This window comes from Pseudomonas sp. SAS7 (assembly GCF_052112345.1).
GTDB lineage: Bacteria > Pseudomonadota > Gammaproteobacteria > Pseudomonadales > Pseudomonadaceae > Aquipseudomonas > Aquipseudomonas putida_Q.
In genome coordinates this window covers 729,576-750,769 of the sequence record NZ_JBEGGO010000001.1, presented here as the reverse complement: position 1 = coordinate 750,769, position 21,194 = coordinate 729,576, and the positions used below count along the sequence as shown (strand labels likewise).

15 protein-coding genes and 2 pseudogenes are annotated in these 21,194 nt (G+C 64.1%); 8 read left to right on the top strand and 9 right to left on the bottom strand.

Annotated elements, in window-relative coordinates; genetic code table 11:
- The first annotated feature begins 26 nt into the window (after positions 1 to 26).
- Positions 27 to 566, top strand: a complete 540-nt coding sequence (locus ABI582_RS03350; RefSeq protein WP_442118392.1) for a histidine phosphatase family protein — start codon at positions 27 to 29, stop codon at positions 564 to 566.
- A 3-nt stretch (positions 567 to 569) separates the two neighbouring features.
- On the opposite strand, the gene ABI582_RS03345 is transcribed toward ABI582_RS03350, so the two are convergent.
- Together ABI582_RS03345 and ABI582_RS03340 are read right to left on the bottom strand one after the other, a co-directional pair.
- The gene (locus tag ABI582_RS03345) at positions 570 to 1,355 is read right to left on the bottom strand and encodes a sulfite exporter TauE/SafE family protein (RefSeq protein ID WP_338746751.1); all 786 of its coding nucleotides are present in this window, start codon (positions 1,353 to 1,355) and stop codon (positions 570 to 572) included.
- Positions 1,356 to 1,460: 105 nt separating this feature from the next.
- Complete coding sequence (locus tag ABI582_RS03340; protein WP_063423862.1) at positions 1,461 to 2,054, bottom strand: helix-turn-helix domain-containing protein; 594 nt, start codon at positions 2,052 to 2,054, stop codon at positions 1,461 to 1,463.
- A 115-nt stretch (positions 2,055 to 2,169) separates the two neighbouring features.
- Here ABI582_RS03340 and ABI582_RS03335 point away from each other — a divergent pair, with 115 nt between their 5' ends.
- From ABI582_RS03335 to ABI582_RS03325, 3 genes are all read left to right on the top strand, one after another.
- Positions 2,170 to 3,306, top strand: coding sequence for an NAD(P)/FAD-dependent oxidoreductase (locus ABI582_RS03335; protein WP_442118391.1), 1,137 nt, complete (start codon positions 2,170 to 2,172; stop codon positions 3,304 to 3,306).
- Between the two features lie 12 nt (positions 3,307 to 3,318).
- Complete coding sequence (locus ABI582_RS03330) at positions 3,319 to 3,696, top strand: RidA family protein (protein WP_028613452.1); 378 nt, start codon at positions 3,319 to 3,321, stop codon at positions 3,694 to 3,696.
- 158 nt (positions 3,697 to 3,854) lie between these two features.
- On the top strand, positions 3,855 to 4,928 hold the full coding sequence (locus ABI582_RS03325; RefSeq protein ID WP_442118390.1) for a YkvI family membrane protein: 1,074 nt from the start codon (positions 3,855 to 3,857) through the stop codon (positions 4,926 to 4,928).
- A 156-nt stretch (positions 4,929 to 5,084) separates the two neighbouring features.
- Here ABI582_RS03325 and mcpA read toward each other — a convergent pair whose 3' ends face one another.
- Entirely contained in the window at positions 5,085 to 6,971 is a 1,887-nt protein-coding gene (mcpA, locus tag ABI582_RS03320; protein WP_442118389.1) for a methyl-accepting chemotaxis protein McpA, read from the bottom strand.
- 142 nt (positions 6,972 to 7,113) lie between these two features.
- Complete coding sequence (locus ABI582_RS03315; RefSeq protein ID WP_442118388.1) at positions 7,114 to 7,992, bottom strand: LysR family transcriptional regulator; 879 nt, start codon at positions 7,990 to 7,992, stop codon at positions 7,114 to 7,116.
- A 102-nt stretch (positions 7,993 to 8,094) separates the two neighbouring features.
- Here ABI582_RS03315 and ABI582_RS03310 point away from each other — a divergent pair, with 102 nt between their 5' ends.
- Positions 8,095 to 8,523 carry a PACE efflux transporter gene (locus ABI582_RS03310; protein ID WP_016500576.1) on the top strand — a complete coding sequence of 143 codons (429 nt, stop codon included), beginning with the start codon at positions 8,095 to 8,097 and terminating at the stop codon, positions 8,521 to 8,523.
- Here ABI582_RS03310 and ABI582_RS03305 read toward each other — a convergent pair.
- From ABI582_RS03305 to ABI582_RS03290, 4 genes are all read right to left on the bottom strand, one after another.
- Positions 8,520 to 9,581 carry a hypothetical protein gene (locus ABI582_RS03305; protein ID WP_442118387.1) on the bottom strand — a complete coding sequence of 354 codons (1,062 nt, stop codon included), beginning with the start codon at positions 9,579 to 9,581 and terminating at the stop codon, positions 8,520 to 8,522. The two genes, ABI582_RS03310 and ABI582_RS03305, sit on opposite strands and share 4 nt — an antisense overlap.
- A 212-nt stretch (positions 9,582 to 9,793) precedes the next feature.
- The gene (locus ABI582_RS03300; protein ID WP_197899306.1) at positions 9,794 to 10,462 is read right to left on the bottom strand and encodes a GntR family transcriptional regulator; all 669 of its coding nucleotides are present in this window, start codon (positions 10,460 to 10,462) and stop codon (positions 9,794 to 9,796) included.
- A 16-nt stretch (positions 10,463 to 10,478) separates the two neighbouring features.
- Entirely contained in the window at positions 10,479 to 11,183 is a 705-nt protein-coding gene (locus ABI582_RS03295) for a FadR/GntR family transcriptional regulator (protein ID WP_442118386.1), read from the bottom strand.
- Positions 11,184 to 11,227: 44 nt separating this feature from the next.
- Complete coding sequence (locus ABI582_RS03290) at positions 11,228 to 12,541, bottom strand: C4-dicarboxylate transporter DctA (RefSeq protein ID WP_016485879.1); 1,314 nt, start codon at positions 12,539 to 12,541, stop codon at positions 11,228 to 11,230.
- A gap of 458 nt (positions 12,542 to 12,999) precedes the next feature.
- Between ABI582_RS03290 and ABI582_RS03285 the strand changes: the two are divergent.
- The 3 genes and pseudogenes from ABI582_RS03285 to ABI582_RS03275 all read left to right on the top strand — a co-directional run.
- Positions 13,000 to 13,329 (top strand): annotated as a pseudogene (locus ABI582_RS03285) (PAS domain-containing protein); the annotation flags it as partial.
- 750 nt (positions 13,330 to 14,079) lie between these two features.
- Positions 14,080 to 14,565, top strand: a pseudogene (locus ABI582_RS03280) (methyl-accepting chemotaxis protein); the annotation flags it as partial.
- A 12-nt stretch (positions 14,566 to 14,577) separates the two neighbouring features.
- A complete protein-coding gene (locus ABI582_RS03275) occupies positions 14,578 to 16,266 on the top strand; it encodes a putative bifunctional diguanylate cyclase/phosphodiesterase (RefSeq protein ID WP_442118385.1) in 1,689 nt (562 codons plus the stop codon).
- A gap of 5 nt (positions 16,267 to 16,271) precedes the next feature.
- Here the strand turns inward: ABI582_RS03275 and ABI582_RS03270 are convergent, their stop codons facing one another.
- Positions 16,272 to 21,092 (bottom strand): dermonecrotic toxin domain-containing protein, encoded by a 4,821-nt coding sequence (locus ABI582_RS03270; protein ID WP_442118384.1) that lies wholly within the window; start codon positions 21,090 to 21,092, stop codon positions 16,272 to 16,274.
- Positions 21,093 to 21,194 lie beyond the last annotated feature (102 nt).

The following is a 21,194-nucleotide window of genomic DNA, read 5'->3' as shown; positions in this document are numbered from 1 at the left end:
CCCCTGCCTGCTGCGAGAGAGCCCCGGTGAAAGCCGTCCGCCTGACCCTGATCTGCCATGCCCTGACCCAGGCCCAGAAGACCGGGCGCTTGCACCGTGCAGATGACGGCATCTTGCCGTTGACCCAACACCCCGACGCCATCGTGCCTGGCATGCAGGTGCTGACTGCGCCAGAGCGGCGAGCCTGCGAGACGGCGGCGTGGTTGTCGGGGCCGGCGCAGATCGAGCCGGCATTGGCCGATTGCGACCTGGGGCGTTGGCAGGGTTTGCCGTTGAAGCAGTTGCAAACCGAACAACCGCAGGCGTTGGCAAACTGGCTGCAGGACCCGGCCAGTGCGGTGCATGGGGGGGAGTCGTTTGCTGCGCTATGCCAGCGTGTGGCCGCCTGGCTGGCGGCTTTCGACACGCCGGGTGAGTGGCTGGCAGTGACTCACCCGATGGTCATGCGCGCTGTACTGGTACAGGTGTTGGGGTGTCCGATGCAGGCCAGCCAGCGTATCGACGTGCTGCCGCTTTCGCGCCTTGAGCTGAGCTTTACCGGGCAGTGGCGCCTGCGCCTGGGCTGAAGGTCAGAACGCCAGCTTGTAGCCGATCAGCAGCAGCATCGCTGCCAGGCACGGACGCAGTACGCGGTCGGAGATCCGCCCGGTGAGGTGGCTGCCCAGGTAAATGCCCGGCAGCGAGCCCAGCAGCAGGTAACCCAGCAGCGACCAGTCCATGTTGCCCATGCCGGCGTGGCCCAGGCCTGCTACCAGGGTGAGCGGCACGGCGTGAGCGATTTCGGTACCGACCAGGCGGCGCGTAACCAGAAACGGGTACAGCAGGAACAGCGCCACCGTACCCAGTGCGCCAGCACCGATGGAGGTGAGGGTGACCATTACCCCAAGTACCACGCCAGTAAGCACGGTAAGGGTGTTCAGGCTACGGTCGCTGAGGTGGTAGTGGTCACCGGCATGGCGGCTGGCGAAAGCCTGCAGGCGCGATTTGAACAGGATGGCCAGCGCGGTCAGGATCAATACCACCGCCAGGCCTTGCTTGATGATGGCGTTGAGCGCCGAGGTGTCGGTGTGCAGGGTGCTGAGGAACCACAGCGTCAGCGCTGCGGCGGGCACGCTGCCCAGGCTGAGCAGGCCGGTGATCTTCCAGTCGATGTTCTTGTGGCGCGCATGTACCCAGACGCCACTGGCTTTGGTAATTGCCGCATAGAGCAGGTCGGTACCGACGGCCGTCGCAGGGTTGATGCCAAACCACAACAGGATCGGGGTCATCAGCGAGCCGCCACCGACGCCGGTCATGCCGACGATGAAACCCACGACCAGGCCAGCAATGGTGAAACCGAAAGAACCTACATCCATACGCTACTCGACTGCCCATCTTTGCCCGTTATCGGATGCAGCCAGCATATAGATTTTTTTATAGCCAAATAGACTTGTTCGTTATTAGGTTATAACCGGTCGCATTCAGCGATCGGTCATCACCACCATCACATGCGCATCCCCGCCATCCTCACTTTCCGACAGGTAGATGTGCCCCACCTGGCTGTCGAAGTACGCGGTTTCCTGCGGCCCGATGCTCACGGCTTCACCGGTTTCGAACTCGATGCGCACGCGCCCGCTCAGCACCAGGGCGAACTCTTGCCCGGGGTGGCGGATAAAGTCGTCGAACTGGCCCCGTTCGCGGGCGATGATGCGGGCATAGGCCGGGGTCATGCGCCGCTCGGGGAAGTCGCCGGCAATGGGGTGGTAGTCGTAGGTGCCAGTGGAGTATCCCGCCGCCGCAGGTAACGAGTCGACCACCACCGTCACAGGTACCGGCGCGCTGACTGTAGCGCTGGCGCGGAACAACTGGGCAATGTCGACATTCAGCGCCCGGGCCGCGGCGGCCAGCTTCTCATAGCTGACCGAGACTTGTGCCAGCTCCATCTTCGACAGGGTGGACACCGGCACGCCACTGGCTTCGGATAATTGCTTGAGGGTCATCTGGCGCGCCTTGCGCACCTGGCGCAGGCGCTGGCCGACTACAGTGCGGTCAAGCAGGGGTAGGGCAGCGGGCATTCAGGGCTCTCGGCATACGGCATTGGTCGGGCATCTTACCTTGGACACTTGCGTATTTCTAAATTCTCATATATTAGAATTCTCATAAATGATAATAAGCCTGACAGGAGCGTGCATGACCTCGACCTACGACACCCTGATCATCGGTGCCGGCATTGCTGGTGCGTCGTTGGCCTATCGCCTGGCTGGCGAGCAGCGGGTGCTGGTGCTGGAGCGCGAATCACAGCCTGGTTACCACTCCACCGGGCGTTCGGCGGCCATGTTCATGGAGGCCTACGGCACCCCACAGATCCAGGCACTGACGCGCGCCAGCCGGGCCTTTTACGAAACGCCGCCGCATGGCTTCTGTGAGCATCCGCTGCTGGAACCGCGTGGCTGCCTGTATGTGGCCAGCGTGGAGCAGCGCGAGCTGCTGGAGCAGACCCACATGCAGAACCTGGCCAATGGCACCGAAGTCAGCCTGCTTGACCGTGACGCCGCCCTGGCCCTGGTGCCCAGCCTGCGTGGCGAAATCCTGGCCGGCGCAGTGCTTGAACCGGGTGCCATGGACCTGGATGTTCACGCCTTGCACCAAGGCTTCTTGCGCGCTTATCGCGCCGCCGGCGGAGAGCTGCGCTGCAACGCCGAGTTGATCCAGGCCTGGTACCTGGACGGCCTGTGGCAGGTGGAGCTGGGTGACGGCAGCCGGGTGCAGGCCCGTCAGTTGGTGAACGCTGCTGGCGCCTGGGCTGACCGCGTGGCCGAGCAGTGCGGCGTGGCGCGCATCGGCCTGCAACCTTGCCGGCGCAGCGCGTTCACCTTTCCCGGCCCGGCAGACCAGGACTTCGCCCGCTGGCCGGCAGTGATCGGCGTCGACGAAAGCTTCTACTTCAAACCCGACGCCGGCCAGTTGCTGGGGTCGCCCGCCAATGCCGACCCGGTCGAACCCCAGGACGCCGCGCCCGAAGAGCTCGACGTCGCCTTGGGCATCTACAACATCGAAGCCATGACCACCTTGGCGATCCGCCGCCCCAGCCACACCTGGGCCGGGCTGCGCTCGTTCGTCGCCGACGGTGACCTGGTGATCGGTTTCGATGCGCACGTACCCGCGTTTTTCTGGCTGGCGGCGCAAGGTGGCTATGGTATCCAGTCGGCCGCCGGCGCCTCGCGCCTGGCCGCCGACTTGCTGCTTGGCCAACCCCTGTGCCCTAGTCTTGTCAGCCAGGGCGTGGCGCCCGAGCGCCTGTCCCCGGTCCGTTTCCAGCAACCCTGAAAGGAGCATCCCATGAGCAATGACATCCAGCGTTTCCCCAGCAGCCTGCCGTTCCCGTTTTCCCGTGCGGTGAAGGCGGGCGGTTTCCTGTTCCTCTCCGGCCAGGTGCCGATGAGTGCCAGCGGCGAAGTGGTGCGCGGTGATATCCAGACCCAGACCCGCGCCGCCTGCGAGCGCATCGCCGAAAGCCTGGCAGCGTGCGGCGCGCGTTTCGACCAAGTGGTAAAGGCCACGGTATGGCTGTCGGACATGAGCCATTTCGCCGGTTTCAACGAGGTCTACAAGGAGTTCTTCGGCGCGGCGCTGCCGGTGCGTTCGACCGTGGCCTCGGCCTTGGCACTGGGGGTGGATGTGGAGATTGAAGTGCAGGCGTTTATCGGCGACGAGTAACCGAACGCAAAGCTTCTGTAGGAGCAGCCTTGCGCTGCGAAGAGGCCAGTAAAGCCAAAGCGCTTGCAACGCCTTACCGGCCTCTTCGCAGCGCAAGGCTGCTCCTACAAGAGATATGGGGTGGCATTAATACAACAACAATAAATCCAGAGGTTCACATGCAAGAGCAACTGAAGATTGCCGGCGCATTTGTCGGCGTGATCGTGGGGGCAGGGTTCGCTTCAGGGCGGGAACTGTTGTTGTTCTTTGTCGACTTCGGCGTGTGGGGGTTGGTCGGCGCACTGGTCAGCGCCGCCCTGTTCACCTTCCTCGGCATGGCCCTGGCGGCGTTGGGCAACCGCCAGCAGGCCACCTCGCACAAGGATGTGATCCAGGCCATCTGCGGCCGCCACCTGGGCCTGTTCGTCGACTGGCTGATCACCTTTTTCATGTTCGCCGTCACCGTGGTCATGCTGGCCGGCGGTGGTGCGCTGCTGGAGCAGCAGTTCGGCATTCCTGCACTGACCGGCAGCGTGCTGGTAACGCTGGTGGTGGTGGGCATCGTGTGCCTGGACGTGCGCAAGGTGATCCTGGCCATTGGCGCCATCACCCCGCTGTTGATCCTGGTGGCGTCGGCAATCGCGTTGTACGCCGTGTTCACCCGCGAGCAGAGCTTCGCCGCGCTGGATCACCTGGCCAGCCAGCAACAAGCCGGCACCCGGCACTGGCTGCTCGGTGCGTTCCTGTATGTGTCTTACAACATCGTGGCCGGCGCGCCGATCCTGGCCATTCTGGGCGGTTCGGCCAAGGGCGAGAAAACCGCAATGTGGGGTGGCCTGCTGGGTGGCGCGGCGTTAGGCGGCCTCATGCTGGTGATGAGTGCCGGGCTGTTGTCGCGCCTGGACAGCGTGGCCGATTTGCCCATGCCGATGCTGTCGATTGCCAACGAGGTGTCGCCGCTGCTGGGGCTGGTGATGTGCCTGATCATCTTCGGCATGATCGTCAACACTGCGGTGGGTACGATGTTTTCGTTTCTTTCGCGGCTGCTGCCGGCGGGCACGGCGAAGTTCCGCTGGGGCTCGGTGGTTACCGGGGTGGTGGCGTTTGGTTGCAGCCTGGTGGGGTTCATCAGCCTGGTGGGGGAGGTGTACCCGTTCTTTGGCTACCTGGGGTTCGTGCTGATGGCGGCGGTGTTGCTGGCCTGGGTGCGGCGGGGCAGGGCCGCGAAAGCGGCGGTCATTGCTGACGCATGATCTGCTGTTGACGCGATCCCCTGTAGGAGCGGCCTTGTGTCGCGAAAGGGGCGCGCAGCGGCCCCAGATTTTCAGCTACGCCGCAGAAATTGCCGGGGCCGCCCTGCGGCCCTTTCGCGACACAAGGCCGCTCCTACAGGGGGTGTGCGTTCCGGTTTAAATCCTGAAGCTGCCCACCAGTTGCTTCAAGCGCCCGGCCTGCTGGGCCAACTGGTCGCAATGGCGCAGGGTGTCGTTGAGGTTTTCCACACCCTGCTGGTTCAGGGCGTTGATCTGGGTAATGTCCAGGTTAAGGCTCTCGACCACGGCAGTCTGTTCTTCGGTGGCGGTAGCCACCGACTGGTTCATGCCATCGATTTCGCCAATGCGCTGGGTCACGCTGGCCAGGCGCACACCGGCCTGGTTGGCCACCTGCACGGTCTGCTCGCTGGAAACCTGGCTGGTGTTCATGGTGTGCACCGCTTCGCGCGAGCCTACTTGCAGGCTGGTGATCATGCGGTGGATCTCTTCCGCCGATTCCTGGGTGCGGTGCGCCAGGTTGCGCACTTCGTCGGCCACCACGGCAAAGCCACGGCCAGCTTCACCGGCACGGGCCGCCTCGATGGCGGCGTTCAGGGCCAGCAGGTTGGTTTGCTGCGAGATGCCCTTGATCACGTCGAGGATCTTGCCGATTTCGTCGGTGCTGGCGTTAAGCGTTTCGATCTGCGCGCAGGATTCGCTGATGCGCTGCGACAGGGCGGTCATGGCGCTGATCGCTTCCTCGACCACTTCACGGCCGCCGTGGGCCTGCTCGCTGGCGCCGCTGGCATGCTGCGAGGCATCGGCGGCGTTGCGGGCGATTTCCTGGGTGGCGGCACCCAGCTCGTTGATGGCCGCGGCCACGCTGTTGGTGCGCATGCTCTGTTCTTCAGAACCGCTGATCGAGGCGTTGGACGCGTTGACCACTTTTTCTGACAGGTCATGCACCAGGCGGGTGGCCGAAGACACTTCGCTGATCGAGGCATGGATGCGCTCGACAAAGCGGTTGAACGAGGTGGCCAGCTCGCCGAACTCGTCCTTGTTCTGCACGGTCAGGCGGCGGGTAAGGTCACCTTCACCCTCGGCGATGTCGCGCATGGCGCGGCCCATGGTGGTCAGCGGGCTCATCAGCACCGGGATCAGCAGGCCCAGCAGGCCGGCGATGGCCGCCACGGCAATCAGCATGGCGATGATCGCCGAGGTGCGGAACTGGCTGAGCGCGGCGTAAGCCTTGTCTTTGTCGATCGACAGGCCGATGTACCACTGCGCCGACGGCAGCCCGGCGACCGGGGCGAAGGAGATGATGCGGTCCTGGCCGTTCAGGGTGACATCCTGCATGCCGGCGGCAACCCGCAGGTTGCTGCCGGGGTAGATGTCCTTGAGGTTCTTCATCACCTGGTCTTTGTCTGGGCTGACAATCACCTGGCCGTTGGCGTCGGCCAGGAAGGCGTGGCCGATGCCGCCGAAATCGACCGAGTTGATGATTTCGACCAGGGTGTCGAGGGTCACGTCACCACCGACCACACCCAGCAGTTCGCCATTGCTCTTGCTCTTCACCGGGGTGGCGATGGTCACCATCAGGCCACCGACGGCGCCCTGGTACGGGGCTGTCAGCACGGTTTGCCCGGCGTTGGCGGCGGCGCCATACCACGGGCGCTGGCGGGGGTCGTAACCGGCAGGCATCTGGGTGTCGGGGCGCTGGGTGAACACCCCGTTGGCCTGGCCCAGGTAGGTAAACAGGAAATTGCGCGTGTAGGAAGGCTGCTCGATCAGCCCGGCCAGGGTCTCGCCGGCACCTTGCTGGCCGATGTCCTGGGCCAGGTTTTCCAGCACCAGGATGCGCCCGCTCATCCAGTTTTGCACGCTGCTGGCGGTCAGTGCACCGGACTGCTGCACCGAGGCTTCGATGTTCTGGCGGATAGTGTTGCGTTGCAGGTAGTCGTTGTAGAGCGTGAACAGGGCAAATGCCAGGACCACGACGCCGCAGGCGCTGAGCAGGATCTTGTGGCGAAATTTCAGGTTCATGTTTCGAGACCTTGAGCCAATGAGGGGAGGGCGCAGCACGCTCATGACGCGATGCGGGGCCTGTCGACCGGGATATCGGCCCAAGGGGTAAAAGATTGAAGCACTTACAGTAATTTCTTAGTGGCGTTTCGACAGACGGCAGTCACTGATTCGCCAGCTGTTCGATCAACAGCCGTGCAGCCTGCTGCAGCGGTTGTTGTTTGCGCCAAAAAATGTGTACCGGCAGCTGCAACTCGTTGCGGGTATTGCGAAAATCCAGGCGTACCAGGCGCCCGCTGGCCAGTAGCGGCGCGACCCGCGACAGCGGCAGGTCGCCCCAGCCCAGGCCGGCTTCGACCATCTGCAAGGCCAGGTCGAAGCTGTCGGTGGACCAATGCGTTGCACCAATCAGCGGGCGCGGGTCGGCCAGTGGCAGGTCGCGGCTGCGTACAAGAATCTGGCGCACCCGGGTCAGGTCTTCGAGGTAGTGGATGCGCCCCGCGCGCAAGGCTGGGTGGCTAGGCGACAGGGTGGCCACCAACGACTCCATGCCGATGTGCTGGAAGCCTCGGCGGCCATCGACCTGCAGGCCGGCAAAGGCCACACAGAGGTCGGCCCGCCCGCTGTCCAGCAAGTGCAGGGCTTCTTCATGCGGGGCGCTGAGCAGGGCGATATCCAGCAACGGGTGGCGCTCGCCCAGGCGGGCGATGGCCGCCAGCAAGGGGCGGTGATCGATGTCTGGCACAACGGCCACGCTGAGGCTGCTCTCCAAACCCTGGGACAGCTCCAGGGCATGAACCTGCAGCAGCCCCAGTTGTTCGGCAATCAGCCTGGCATGTGGCTCCAGGGCCAGGGCTTGTGCGGTTGGGCGAACTTCACGCGAGCCACGTTCGAACAGGCTGTAGCCAAGTTCGGCCTCAAGGTTGCCGATGGCCATGCTCACGGCCGAAGGCACCCGCTGCAGTGCGCGTGCAGCGGCGGAAAACGAGCCGCGGTCGAGCACGGCGAGAAACAGCTGGATGTTGTCGCTGGAAAAGTTCATGGCAGCCTCCTGTCAGTAGATCTGACAGCTGCTGACTTTTGCTGTCAAGCACGATGAAGCATGATTGCGGCCCATCGCTTTTGTCATTGGAGGAAATCCCGGGTGCAGGGACTGAAACGCAAACTGGTCTACGTGACTTTCTATGAACTGATCGGGCTGTGCATGTCGACCCTCGGGCTGGCCTACCTGTCGGACACCCAGGCGTCGCATACCGGGCCACTGGCGGTCATGATCACCACCATCGCCATGCTCTGGAACCTGGTCTACAACACCCTGTTCGAACACTGGGAGAGCCGCCAGGCCAAGCGCGGTCGCAGCGTGGGGCGCCGAGTGGCGCATGCCATCGGTTTTCAGCTGACCCTGGTGGTGTACCTGATCCCGCTGATTGCCTGGTGGCTGGACATGACGCTGGTGGAGGCGCTGCTGGTGGACATGGCGTTCATCATTCTGGTGCCGTGCTATACCTTTGCCTACAACTGGGCGTTCGACCGGGTGTTTGGGTTGCCTAGCTCGGCCATGGCTACCGCCTAAGGCGGCAGGCGGATGATCAAGGGTTCTTGCTGCTGCTTCACCTGCTGCTCCGCCGGTTGCTCGACTGGCCGCGGCATGCTGGCCAGCAAGCTGTCCTCAACTTGCCCCGACAGGTAGTACACCCCCGCCATTGCCCCGCTCTGGCGGTTCTCCATCAACTCCTGCCATTCCTGGTTCAGCGCCACGTTGAGGATCACCCGCAACTGCTCGACCATCTGCGGCTGTTCGCGGTCATGGGTCATCATGCCGTAGCCGGCCGCAGCGATCGAAATCATCGCCCCTGCCACTTTGCCGACTGCCGATGCAACGGCGCTGGCGATACCGCGCGGGGCCAAGGTAGCGCCGAGCTTGTCGCTCGCCTGGGTGGCCACAGAATTCAGCCCGACATCGGTCCTGCCGGGGCCTTTGCTGGCCAGTTGGTGAAGGTGCTGGCGCATGGCTTGCCAGGCCGGCTGCTGGTCCAGGGGCTTGGCCCGTAGTAGTTGATACAGGCTGGCATTGCGGGCATCCGGTGGCCCCAGGGCGATGGCGGGGATCCGGTTGAGGCGCTGGCTGAGCTGCTCGGGTGGCGCGTTGTAGCGGCTGATGATGGCTGGCAGCTGCTGGCCGAACAGTTGCAGGTACAGCTCGCAGGCGCGGTCGCGGATGCCCTCGGGGTTGATCTGTTCGGCCACCGGCTCGATCACCCGCTCGTGGTACTGCTCCTGCAGGTACAGGGCCAGGCGCTTTTCTACAGGCTCCCGGCCTTTGCCACTGTCGAGTTTGTACCAGGCCACCTTGAGGGTCAGCCACTGCTGGGTCCAGTAGCCGGTGAACCAGGGGATGAAGTCACTTTCAGTGCGCTGTTGCACCTGCTCCCGCCACACCCGCATGGAGCGCCGCGCATAGTCATTGGCCGAGCCAGCTGCACCGACCGAGGCGTCGATCAGTTCCTGGTCGATGCGTTGCCAGGCGGCGGGCGTGAGCACCGCAGGGGGTGGCGGGGCAGGCGGGCGCTTGCCTGCGCAACCGGCGAGCGCCAGCAGAAGGCACAGCAGCAGAGGGATTCGAGAGCTCACGCAACCGCCTCCCTGGTAGAGGCTCGGGTGGTTCTTGCAGTATAGGGTCGGGTTATTGGGGCTGCTGTGCAGCCTATCGCCCGGCCATCGCGGTCCCTGTAGGAGCAGCCTTGTGCTGCGAAGAGGCCGGCAAGGCTAAAGATTATCTCCGGCTGCAATGGCCTCTTCGCAGCACAAGGCTGCTCCTACAGGGACCGCGTCAGCATTGGCGGCTATTTCAGGTCGAGCTTTTCTTCCAGGCGGTCCAGGTGCTTGTGCATCAGCCCGAGTGCCGCCTCGGCATCGCCTTGCTCCACGGCATCGATGATCGCCGCATGTTCCTGCCAGGCGCAGTGGTCGCAGCACGGCGATTCGTAGCGGGCGATGATCAGCGAGGTCATGGGAACCAGGCCATTGAGAAACCGCGCCAGTGGCGCATTGGCTGCCACCTGCGCCAGCTTGAGGTGAAACTCGCCGCCCAGGCGGATCGCCGCGCAACGTTCGCCGCTTTCATGGTGCTGGCGTTCGCGGTCCACCAGTTGCCGCAGCTGGCGCACCTGCGCCGGCCGGGCGCGCTGGGCAGCCAGGGTGATCAGCGTGGTTTCGGCCAGGCGCCGGGCACTGAGCACCTGGCGCGCCTGGTCCGGGTCGGGTGCGGCCAGGTGCGCGGTGTGGCTGGGGCGCTGCACCACCACCTGCTGGTCGGACAGGCGCCCAAGTACACGGCGTATCACGGTGCGGCTGACACCAAAGGCATGGCCCAGCGCCTGCTCGGGCAACAGGGCCCCCGGTGGCAGGCGCTGTTCGAGAATGGCGTCGAACAGCCGAGGGTAGATCTGCTCGGCCGACAGGCGGGTTTCGCCAGCAGCCAGCAGGGCTGGCAGGTGGGGGGCGGCGTTCATGGTCGCTCTCCTGGGGTCATGGGCGCGGGTGGTCGTCCGGGATGTTCAACGGGATGCCCATGCGCTGGCCTTCGGCCAGAATGTGCTGGCGCATCTGGGCGCTGGCCTGGGCACTGTTGCGTTCGCGAATGGCGCGTACCACGGCTTCGTTTTCCTTGAGCCGCGCGGCCAGGTGTTCCGGCGAATTGCGCAGCATGTCGGCACTTTGCTTCAAGGCATTGCCGGTCTGCTGCACCACGCTCTGGAAGATCGGGTTGGTGGTGAGGGTGAACAACGCCTCATGGAACGCGATGTAGGCTTTTACCCCGGCTTCGCTGTCATCGGCCTCCAGCGCTTCACGCATGTCCATCAAGGTGAGGCGCAACTGGCCGACGTCCTGGCTGTTGGCCGACTGCGCCACCAGCCCGACGATGAAAGGTTCGAGGGTGTAGCGCAGCTCCAGCACATCGGCCAGGCTGGCCGCGGCGCTGGTGTCCATGCCTGGTTCCAGGGTAACGGCGTCGGCATCCAGCACCAGTACGCCCTTGCCCGGCAGCGAGCGCACCAGGCCCAGGGTTTCCAGTACGGTCACCGCTTCGCGCAGGCTTGGGCGGCTGATGCCCAGCTGTTCGGCCAGCTCACGCTGGCCCGGCAGCATGTCGCCGGTGCGCCATTGGCCCCGGGCCAGGGCCTGGCGCAGTTTTTCCACCACTGAGGTGACGACGGTCGATGAGCTGATCACGGTTCGCTCCTGCAAGGGCCGGCGTCATCGCCGGCCACTTTCGGTCAAAATTCCTGTTGATGGTGCGTGTTGGGCTGTTTGCGCGGCGTCGGGGTAAAGCCGAGCTTGCCGTCGAGCACGTTCTGCGCGCGCTCCAGGTCAATGTCCTTTTCCCAACGGGCGATGGCCACGGTGGCCACGCAGTTGCCAATCAGGTTGGTCAATGCCCGGCCGATGCCCATGAACCAGTCCACCGCCAGCACCAGCACCAGGCCCACCACCGGAATCGCCGGCACGGCTGTCAGGGTGGCGGCAAGGATCACCAGTGCCGAGCCTGGGATGCCGTGAGCCCCCTTGGAAGTCACCAGCGACACCAGCAGGATGGTCAGCAGGTCGGTCATTTCCAGCGGCGTGCCGGTGGCGTTGGCGATGAACACGATGGCCAGGGTCAGGTAGATGGAGAAGCCGTCGAGGTTGAACGAGTAGCCGGTGGGGATGACCAGGCCGACCGTGGAGCTGCCAATGCCCAGGTGCTCCAGCTTGCGCATGATTTGTGGCAGCACGGCGTCGGAAGACGCGGTGCCAAGGACGATGGTCAGCTCTTCACGCAGGTACTTGATCAGCGGCAACAGTTTCAGCCCCGACAGGCGCATCACCGTACCCAGCACGATCAGCACGAAGCCGGCGCAGGTCAGGTAGAACAGTGCCACCAACCCGCCCAGGTGCTGCAGCGATTCCAGGCCGTACTTGCTGGTGGTGAAGGCGATGGCGCCGAACACGCCGATGGGGGCCAGGCGCACGATCATGCCCATGATGCGGAAGATCACGTGGCTCAGTTCGTTGATCAGCCTTGAGATGCCGGCGGCCGAGTCACCTACCAGGTTCAGGGCGCTGCCGAACAGCACCGAGAACAGCAATACCTGAAGAATGTTGTTGTCGGCGAAGGCACCCACCACCGAGGTGGGGATCAGGTCCATGAAGAACGCCGTGGCGCCATGGATGTGTTGGCCGCGCTCGGCCAGGCCGTTGGCATCGGCGCTGGACAACTGGTCCAGGTGGATGTTGGCACCGCTGCCGATGCCACTGCTGAAGGCGAACACCAGGCCGATCACCAGCGCCAGGGTGGTCAGCACCTCAAAGTAGATCACCGACTTCAGGCCGATGCGCCCGACCTTTTTCAGGTCGCCCGCGCCCGAGATACCGCTGACCACCACGCAGAACACGATCAGGCCGATGAGCATCTTGATCAGCTTGATAAAGCCGTCGCCGAGGGGTTTGAGTTGCAGGGAAAGGTCGGGAAAACTGAGACCGCAGGCGATGCCGAGGGCAAGGCCGAGCACGACTTGCAGGAATATCGAACGCGAGCACCATTTGAGCATGGGGGGAGTCTCTGATCGGTGTCCTTGCTTCGGTAGCCGCACGGGGCGAAAGAGCGCAGGACTTAATTATTGTGGTCTTACCGGTTTGTTCAGCGCGAAGCCATAAAAGCGCGAAAAATCTTACATTGCAAGGGTTTTTGGCCTTACCGGTCTGACCAGTTGTGGGGCATTTTGGCTTGCCAGGCTCTAATTCGGTGCGTGCGATGTGGAGGGCTCGTACGAATTTGTGCAGGACCTGGCCAGTGCCTGGAATACCGCTGCAATCAGCTTGCCAAGCAAGGCAGCAGGCGTTGGATCATGAATAACTCCATGATCCGTAAGGATTATTTGCTTTATGTGGCGGGGCTCGTAGAATCCGCGCCTGACTAGGCAGTCACCAAGCAGGTGTTTGCAGGAGCATTTATCCCGCAAAGCGCTCGGCAGCGCGCGCCTGGTACCCCCATGAATGGAGTCTGATTGTGCGTCTCAACCTGCCGGTAACTCCGGTCGAGCAACGTTTTCCCTCTGATCAGCGGCTCATTTCCGCTACCGATACCGCCAGCCTGATCACCTATTGCAACCCCGAATTCGCCGCCATCAGCGGCTACAGCGATGCTGAATTGATCGGCAGCCCGCACAACCTGGTGCGCCACCCGGACATGCCGCCGGCGGTATACGAGTTGATGTGGCGCTACCTGAAGGCTGGCAAGAGTTGGATGGGCATCGTCAAGAACCGCTGCCGCAACGGCGACTATTACTGGGTCAACGCCTACGTCACGCCTATCCTCGAAGGCGGGCGGGTGGTCGGCTACGAGTCGGTGCGGGTATGCCCCACGCGGGAGCAGGTGGCCCGTGCCGAAGCCCTGTATGCGCGGCTGCGCAATGGTCAGGCTGCAATGTCGGCGCCGCGCCGGTTGAACGTGTTGGCGCAGTGCCTGGCCCTGCCACTGATGGGTGGGCTGTTGGCGCTGGGCGCCAACCAGTTGTGGCCTGGCTTGGTGGGGCAGGGGCTGACCTTGGGGCTGTTCCTGGCCTACGGCCTGTGGGCGCGCAACGCCCTTGGGCGGCAATTGCGGCAGGTTGTGCAGGGTGCCGAAGGTGCTTTCGCCGACCCGGTCGCAGCCTTGACATACAGCGACCTGCCCGGTGCCGCCGGGCAACTGCAACTGATGCTGATCAGCGAAGAGGCGCGGCTGCAAACCGCGTTGACGCGGCTCAGCGACCTGGCCGGGCAAATGGCCGTGGCGGCCCACGATGCCGGGCAGTTGTCACGCGGCACTGAGGCAGCGTTGCTGGAGCAGCGCGCAGAAACCGACTTGAGTGCCACGGCGATGAACCAGATGGCGGCTTCCATCGGTGAAGTGGCCAACCACGTGCAGTTGACTGCGGCCGAAGCCCACACGGCGCATCAGCTTGCCGAACAGGGCAGCCAAGTGGCCGATGCCAGTGGCGCGGCCATCCGCACCTTGGCCGGCACCGTGACCCAGATCAACCAGGCGGTCAGCCACTTGGCCGGTCAGACCGGTGCCATCGCCGAGGCTGCCGGGATGATCCGCGGTATTGCCGAACAGACCAACCTGCTGGCGCTCAATGCAGCCATCGAAGCCGCGCGTGCGGGCGAACAGGGCCGTGGTTTCGCCGTGGTCGCCGATGAGGTGCGGGCACTGGCTGACAAGACCCGCCAGTCGACCCTGCACATCCAGGCCATCATCGACACCTTGCGCAGTGGCGCCGAGCAAGCTGTGGCCATTGCCAGCCAAGGCATTACTGGCGCCGAGAAGGGCGTCGCCCAGGTACAGGAGGCCCGGCACGCCTTGCATGGCATTCGTGACGCGGTGCAGCGTATCAGCGACATGAGCCAGCAGATGGCTACCGCCTCGCAGCAGCAGTCAGCGGTGGCAGAGGACGTTTCGCGGCAGATCAACGGCGTAGCCGGTATTGCCCGGCACAGCGCCCAAAGCGCCAACGCCGCCGCCTCGCGCGGCGCCGAACTGGAACAGGTGTGCGTCGGATTGCGCGCCCTGGTGGAGCGCTTCAACCGCTAAGGCAGGATGCTCATGGATGATAACTATCGCGCGGCCGTGGACGCGGCCGCGATTTTTTCCGAAACCGACCTGCGTGGCAACATCACCTACGTCAACCAGCAGTTCTGCAGCATCTCGGGCTACAGCCGTGAAGAGCTGCTGGGCGCCAACCACCGTATCCTCAACTCCGGCCTGCACGAGCCGGCGTTCTTCGTCGGCATGTGGCGGGCCCTGACCGCCGGGCAAGTGTGGAAGGGCGAAATCTGCAACCGGTCCAGGGACGGTTCGCTGTATTGGGTCGACAGCACCATGGTGCCACTGGTCGACCCGCTGACGGGGCATGTGCGCAAGTATGTGTCGATCCGCTTTGACGTCACCGAGAAGCGCCAGCTGTTGCATACCTTGCAGTGGCGTGTGGGTCATGATGTGCTCACTGGCCTGCCCAACCGCGCCTACCTGTCCGACCTGCTGAACCAGGCCCTGGCCTACTCGCGCCGCGAAGACATTTCGCTGGCTGTGTGCATGCTCGACCTGGATGGCTTCAAGGCGGTCAACGACGGTTACGGGCATGCCGTGGGCGACCTGCTGCTGGTGGAAGTGGCGCAGCGCTTGAAAAGTATCTTGCGCGGTGCTGATGCCGTGGCCCGGTTGTCGGGTGACGAGTTCGTGCTGATCCTGCGCCATGTCGATGACGAGCGCCACCTGCATGCAGCCCTGAGGCGGGTGTTGCGGGCATTGGCGGCGCCTTGTGTGATACGCGAACACACGCTGTCGCTCAGCGCCAGTATCGGCGTGACCCTGTACCCGCAGGATGACGAAGATGCCGATACGCTGGTACGCCACGCCGACCAGGCCATGTATGTGGCCAAGCAGCGCGGGCGCAACCGCTATCACTTGTTCGACGTATCGCAGGAGCAGGAGCTCAAGGCCACCCACCAGACGGTGGCGCGGGTGCGACGGGCCCTGAACAACCGCGAGCTGTGCCTGTATTACCAGCCCAAGGTGAACCTGCGCACTGGCCAGGTGCTGGGCTTCGAGGGCTTGCTGCGCTGGCAGCGGCCAGGCCGTGGCCTGGTGCCGCCCGGCGATTTTCTGCCCTGGGTTGAGCAGACCGACCTGATCGTCGAAATCGGCGAATGGGTGATCGGCCAGGCGCTGAGCCAGCTGCAGGCCTGGGGGCGCCAAGGGCAGCCCTGGTCATTGAGCGTGAACATCGCCGCACGGCATCTGCAGCGCGGTGACTTTACCGAGCGCCTGCAGCAGCTATTGGCAGAGTACCCGCAGGTGGACCCGTCGCGGCTGGACCTGGAAATCGTCGAGTCAGTCGCCATCGACAACCTGCAGCACGTCAGCCGCTGCCTGGACGCCTGTCGTGCGCTGGGCGTGCGCTTTTCGCTGGACGATTTCGGCACCGGATATTCGTCGTTGAGTTACCTGAAACGCCTGCCGACCCAGACGATCAAGATCGACAAATCGTTTGTGCGCGACATCCTGCACGACCAGGACGACCTGGCCCTGACCAGCGCCGTGATCGGCCTGGCGCGAGCCTTCGGCCGCGAGGTGGTAGCCGAGGGGCTGGAGAGTGTGGAGCATGGGCGGCTGCTGATGACGCTGGGCTGCGAGCTGGCGCAGGGGTACTGCATTGCGCCACCGATGCCCGCCACCCAGGTGGTGCAGTGGGCGGCGGGCTACCGGCAGCCCGGTGAATGGAAGGATGCCTGAGCCGTTCAGGCGAGCGTGTTGGCCAAGGCCTGCGTCAGGCTGCGCAGCAACGCCTGCTCCGCCGCCCTGCGGGTACTGAGCAGCAGGGCGCTGGCGCGCTGGTAAATGGCGCTTTCATCGGCATAGCGCCCGGACACCAGGTCGACCCGTTGCACGGCGTCATTGCGCCGCCAGTGCAGGCCCTCGATGTGGCCCAGTTCCCGCTCCAGCGCATCGATGTAGGCGGCCGGTACGCCGGGGCCGGTGTAGTCCCCCAGGTTGTCCGTGGCTTCGGTCAGTTCGCTGTGGTACTCGCTCGCGGCGTCCCAATGCCTGGCCAGCGCATCGAACTCATCTGCATGAAGGCGGCGTAGCCAACTCTGCCAGAACCGCTGTTCGCATGCCCACTGGCTGAACAGAGAGGGGGTGACCTCCGACCTGACGACAATCCCCAGGCGGTTTACGGTCGCAGGGCTCAGGCGAGCCAAGTAGTCGAACATGATCTGTTGTGGTTGAGGTGGCAACCCAAGCGATTCGCGCAGCTGCATGCGCGCGTGCAGGGCCATCTCGATCTCGTCTATGTGGTAGTCGGGTTCGATCAGCGCTGCGTCGTTGAGGTCGTCGTCGGCATCAAGGGGCGGTGCGGCGTCTCGTGCTGCGGCGTCAGGCGCTTCTGTCAAAGCCCGGCGCCTGGCCACACGGGCGTTGTAAAGGGTGCCCACGCGCTCGTCGAGGCGCTGCTGGCGCAGCAGCCCGGCGGCGCTATGCAGCGCTACTTGCCCGCTCTGCGCATCGGGCGCTGCGGTATTGACCGCATCCCACAGCATGACATCGGTTTCGATTTGCTGGAACAGCAGGCTGGCCTGATCGACACAGCCCTCGGTGGCATGGTTGATTGCCTCCATGACCTGCTCGTGCAGTTGCGCAAGCCCCCACCCGCCGCTGTCTGCTTCGCCCGGGGTGGTGCTGAGCGTACGCAGGACATGCTGCATGCGTGACCGCAAGTAGGCCGGCTGGCTGAGGTAGTCGGCGGTTTGGGTCAGCCGTTCGAACAGCAGGTACAGCGGCTGCCAGGAGGGTTCATTGGCGGTCAGTGCCCGGTGCTGCTGCAGTTCGTCAGGCCAGTCGGCGTACCACGGGGCTTCGGTATCGCCGACGCTGATCGCTGGCAACCCGGCTTCGGTCAGGTGTCGTTGGGCTTGCTCGCTGAACGGGTTGTTGTCGAAGTCGAAAAATGCCCGTGGCTGGTCTGTATTCACTGCTTCGGCGAAGGCACTGCCTTGCAGCACGGGCACATCGCTGAGCTGGTTCTCGCTGAGGTCCAGGCTCAGCAGCTGCAGGGGGCGCTGGTTCAGCAGTTCGGTAAGGCCGTTCGGCCATTCGCCGATGCCGGTCTGCTGCAAGTCAAGTGCCTGCAATCGCTGCCAGCCGCTGACGTCGGGCGCCAGGTCCAGCGGGTTTTCGCTGATGAGCAGTGCGTGCAGGCGGTTCAGTCGGGCGAGGGCGGCCCGGCTTTGCTCGGTCAGGGTGATGTCGTTTCCGGCCATGCTCAGCTCGGTCAGGGCTGGGCACCGCTCCAATGCCTGGAAGTGCTCGGTGGTCAGGTTCAGGTCATTGCTGTCGATCGCCAGCATCGCCAGTGACGGCAGGTTCGCCAGCCGCTCCAGTGCAGCGACCGGGAGTGCAGGCAGCGTGTTGCTCAGGTTCAGACTGTGGAGGTTGCTGCGCCCTTCCAGCAGGTCGAGGGTGCTGCTATCGCTCAGATCCAGGCCATTGCTCGAAAGATCGAGGCTTTGCAGTTCGGCCATGTGCCCGATCGAGGGTGGGATGTGTTCAAGCATGTTGCACTCCAGATCCAGGGACCGCACCTCCTGGAACCCGCCGAGGAAGCTATCCAGGCTGGCATGCGATGACTCGGACAGAAAGTTGACGCTCAACTGGCGGACATGAGGCATTGGCGCAGGCAGGGTGGGCAGTGCACCGAGGTTGCGGCCGTCGAGGTCGAGAATCACGTGCTCGAGGGTGCTGGCGGGGTTGGTCGATTCCCTGCGCCATGCCATGCGCAGGCGCCTGGCTGCTTCTGCCCGGGCCGCGCATTGTGCGGTGAACGTTCCACCGCCGACGACATGAGGGCTGTCAACCCACTGCTGCAGAGTGCTTTCAAGCTGCAGGTACTCGCTTCGGAGGCGCTCGAGCAAAATGCCGAAAGGTTGATCGCCGGCTTGCTGAAGCAGGCGTTGACGCAGGACGATGCGGGCTTGTGGCTCGGTCGAAGGGAACAACCGGTTGAACAGTTCATCTTCGGTCATCCAGCCTCGGCCGCGCCCGCTCAATGGGTAGCCGATCTGGCCGCCAGGCAGCCGTCGGGGCAAACGGTAGAAGGGTCGCACTGGTTGCATGCCCAGCAACCGCGCCGTTGCGGGGCGGTTGCTGGCAAGCTTGTCGAACAGGGCATCGAGGAGCCTGTCGGGTTCATGGATCTGTAAACCCAGGGACGTTCTTTCACTGTCGGGCAGGGCGTTCAGGATCGCCTGGAAGATATCGACCCGGTTGGCCAGTGTTCCCCCTTGCTCATTGCGTGGTTCATAGCTGTTCTCGGTACGAATGACGTATTTTGCAGGCAGTGGTTGCTTGCCGCAGGCATGCAGCAGGCGGCCGGAAACCGAACCGTCGCGCAGTTCGATACGGGCCTCGCCGGTCCAGCCGGGTAACTGTTCGAGGGCAGCAAATACTAGCGCATCGCGATCTGCGACCGGGCCATGGGACTGGTGGAAACGTGCCAGGGCACGGCTGATACGGGCCTCCCTCAGGTACAGGCGCGCGGTTTCGGCCAGGCGCATGGGCAGGCGCTGGGTGCGTTGCATCTGCAACAGGTCCGCGGGACTTGCCTGGTCGAGTATTTCGCCTTGTGCCCTGGCACTGAGGGAAGGGAAATCCCGAGCAAGCGGGTTGCCATCCGTTGCTTGCAGCTGCGGCTCAGGCACGTTGCCGCCTAGCATTTCCAGGGTGTCCAGGAGTAACGCCGGGGCAGGCTCACGGTCGACCATTACCCGGCGCAGCATCGCTTCGTCGTAGCCGCTGCATTGCAGGGCACGCTGCAGTGCAAGGTGATCCACGCCGGTGGCGCTATCGGCCAGTCGCTGCAAAAGCTGTGCGTGATCCCAGTGCAGCGGTTGTTCATGAGCGAAGATCCACGGCCCGGGTTGACGACCCTGCAACGCCGGCTGGATTCGTTGTCCAGGGCTGGCAGCCAGGCGCCGGCTGCCATTGCTGCGGCTTTCCAGGGGATAGTGTTGTTCCTGAAGCTTCAGCCAGGCGCGCCCCTGTGCCTGGTACAGGCCATCAGAACCGGCTCCCAACATCGGAGGTGCTTTGTGCTGGAAGGGCTTCAGGTCGCCGTGCCATAACCGCGGGCCGGCCTCACTGTCGATCAGGTGCCAACCCTGCAATGGCCCGGCGGGCGGGTGCAATCCCTCTACGGTGCCCAGGGCCGCGAATTGCACCAGGCTCTCGATGACGCTGAACAGGTGGGCGATGGCCTCGTCGCTGTCCTGCTGGTTGGCGGCGTGAACACCTTCGAGGAATTCATCGACGATCTGCGCGCCCCCTACCACCAGCATCAATTCGGCAAGGCCCGGTACAAAGAAACTGGCCAGGTTCAGTACCGTCAGCCCAGCGCTCAGCCAGCTCTCAAGGTGCTGCAGTTGCGCGCGTGCATCGAGTTGGTGGACCGGTACGGCCACGCTCGCGGCATCGAGGAACTTGCGCTCTACCAGGGTTCGCGCTCGTGCCCTGAAGCAGTTGCCGGGCCATGGCTCCAAGGTCAACGGCAGCCTGGCGTTCTTGTCGCGTGTTGCCTGCCAGATGTCTTGAGGCCCTGGAAACGCACGCTTGAGCCAGCTGACTCGGTCGCCCTTTTCCAGCACCGGGGTCGTGGCTTGCAGGTCGGCATAGGGATAGAGCGGATACAGGGTTTCTCGCAGGCATTGCATAAACCTGGCCTGCTGGGCCAGTGGTAGGTGGCGGATGAAGAAGGCGCGGAAATCGTGATCGGCCAGGCGGTTGGTGAGGTTGGTTTTCAAGCTGCCCAGCGAGGCATGCTGGTGCAGTGCACCCTGCGGATCACCCGGTAGATACAGCAGGCAAGGGTCGCCGGCTTCGGCGGCGTGCAACTGGATGACCAAAGGGCCGTTCAACGGGGTGCCGAACAGGCTGACGAACTGGCACAGCACGTTTCGGCGGCCCATTTCGGTAGTGATCTGCGCCTGGTTGTCGAGCGCGGCCTGGGCCAGCGCCGCGCCGCAGCTGTCAATGTGACCCCGCAGGCGTGCCATGGCCAGTTCGGCGCAGAATGCGCTGCGGTCCTGGGTTTCGAGCAGCTCGCGAAAGGTATCGTTATCGACGATGTCGCCCAGGTGGGAACGGTAGCGCTGGCCCAGGTCCAGGTTACGAATGCCCTGGATAAAGGTCGCGGCATCCACCGTCAGGGGGCTGAGGTCCGCGGCGAGCAGGCTGACGGGGGTATGGGCTTCGGCATTCTGCAGGGCGGCTTCGAGCACCGACATGCGCCTGGGTGGCGTTGCGCCGGTGAACACAACGTGTGCGTGCAGCAGTGTTGCCACTGGGGTGTCCGGGAACCAGTGTGCCAGTGCTTGCGTCAGCAGCGGCAGGCAGAAGGTATCCACGGGTTGCAAAGGTGCCATGGCCTGTTTCAGGCGTTGCGTCTGGCGCTCGCTGTCGCGGATCAGCAGGGCCAGTTCAGCACGCCGGGCTGGGCTAGCCTGGCTTAACCATTGTGGGATCTGACGCCGGACAAGGGCGAGATGGGAGTGATGTGCATGTGTCATCGGCAGGTCCTGCTGGAAGGGAGCCAGGAGCCTAGCGATGGCGGGGACAGGTGGGCGGGTAGATAGACACTACCTGGCTGAAGGCTATGGGTGAGCCCAGCT

Coding starts and splice junctions, on each gene's coding strand:
- ABI582_RS03345 (WP_338746751.1), bottom strand. CDS start 1,355: ATGGATGTAGGTTCTTTCGGTTTCACCATTGCTGGCCTGGTCGTGGGT.
- ABI582_RS03330 (WP_028613452.1), top strand. CDS start 3,319: ATGAGCAATGACATCCAGCGTTTCCCCAGCAGCCTGCCGTTCCCGTTT.
- ABI582_RS03335 (WP_442118391.1), top strand. CDS start 2,170: ATGACCTCGACCTACGACACCCTGATCATCGGTGCCGGCATTGCTGGT.
- ABI582_RS03290 (WP_016485879.1), bottom strand. CDS start 12,541: ATGCTCAAATGGTGCTCGCGTTCGATATTCCTGCAAGTCGTGCTCGGC.
- ABI582_RS03315 (WP_442118388.1), bottom strand. CDS start 7,992: ATGAACTTTTCCAGCGACAACATCCAGCTGTTTCTCGCCGTGCTCGAC.
- ABI582_RS03300 (WP_197899306.1), bottom strand. CDS start 10,462: ATGAACGCCGCCCCCCACCTGCCAGCCCTGCTGGCTGCTGGCGAAACC.
- ABI582_RS03325 (WP_442118390.1), top strand. CDS start 3,855: ATGCAAGAGCAACTGAAGATTGCCGGCGCATTTGTCGGCGTGATCGTG.
- ABI582_RS03340 (WP_063423862.1), bottom strand. CDS start 2,054: ATGCCCGCTGCCCTACCCCTGCTTGACCGCACTGTAGTCGGCCAGCGC.
- ABI582_RS03270 (WP_442118384.1), bottom strand. CDS start 21,092: ATGACACATGCACATCACTCCCATCTCGCCCTTGTCCGGCGTCAGATC.
- ABI582_RS03275 (WP_442118385.1), top strand. CDS start 14,578: ATGGATGATAACTATCGCGCGGCCGTGGACGCGGCCGCGATTTTTTCC.
- mcpA (WP_442118389.1), bottom strand. CDS start 6,971: ATGAACCTGAAATTTCGCCACAAGATCCTGCTCAGCGCCTGCGGCGTC.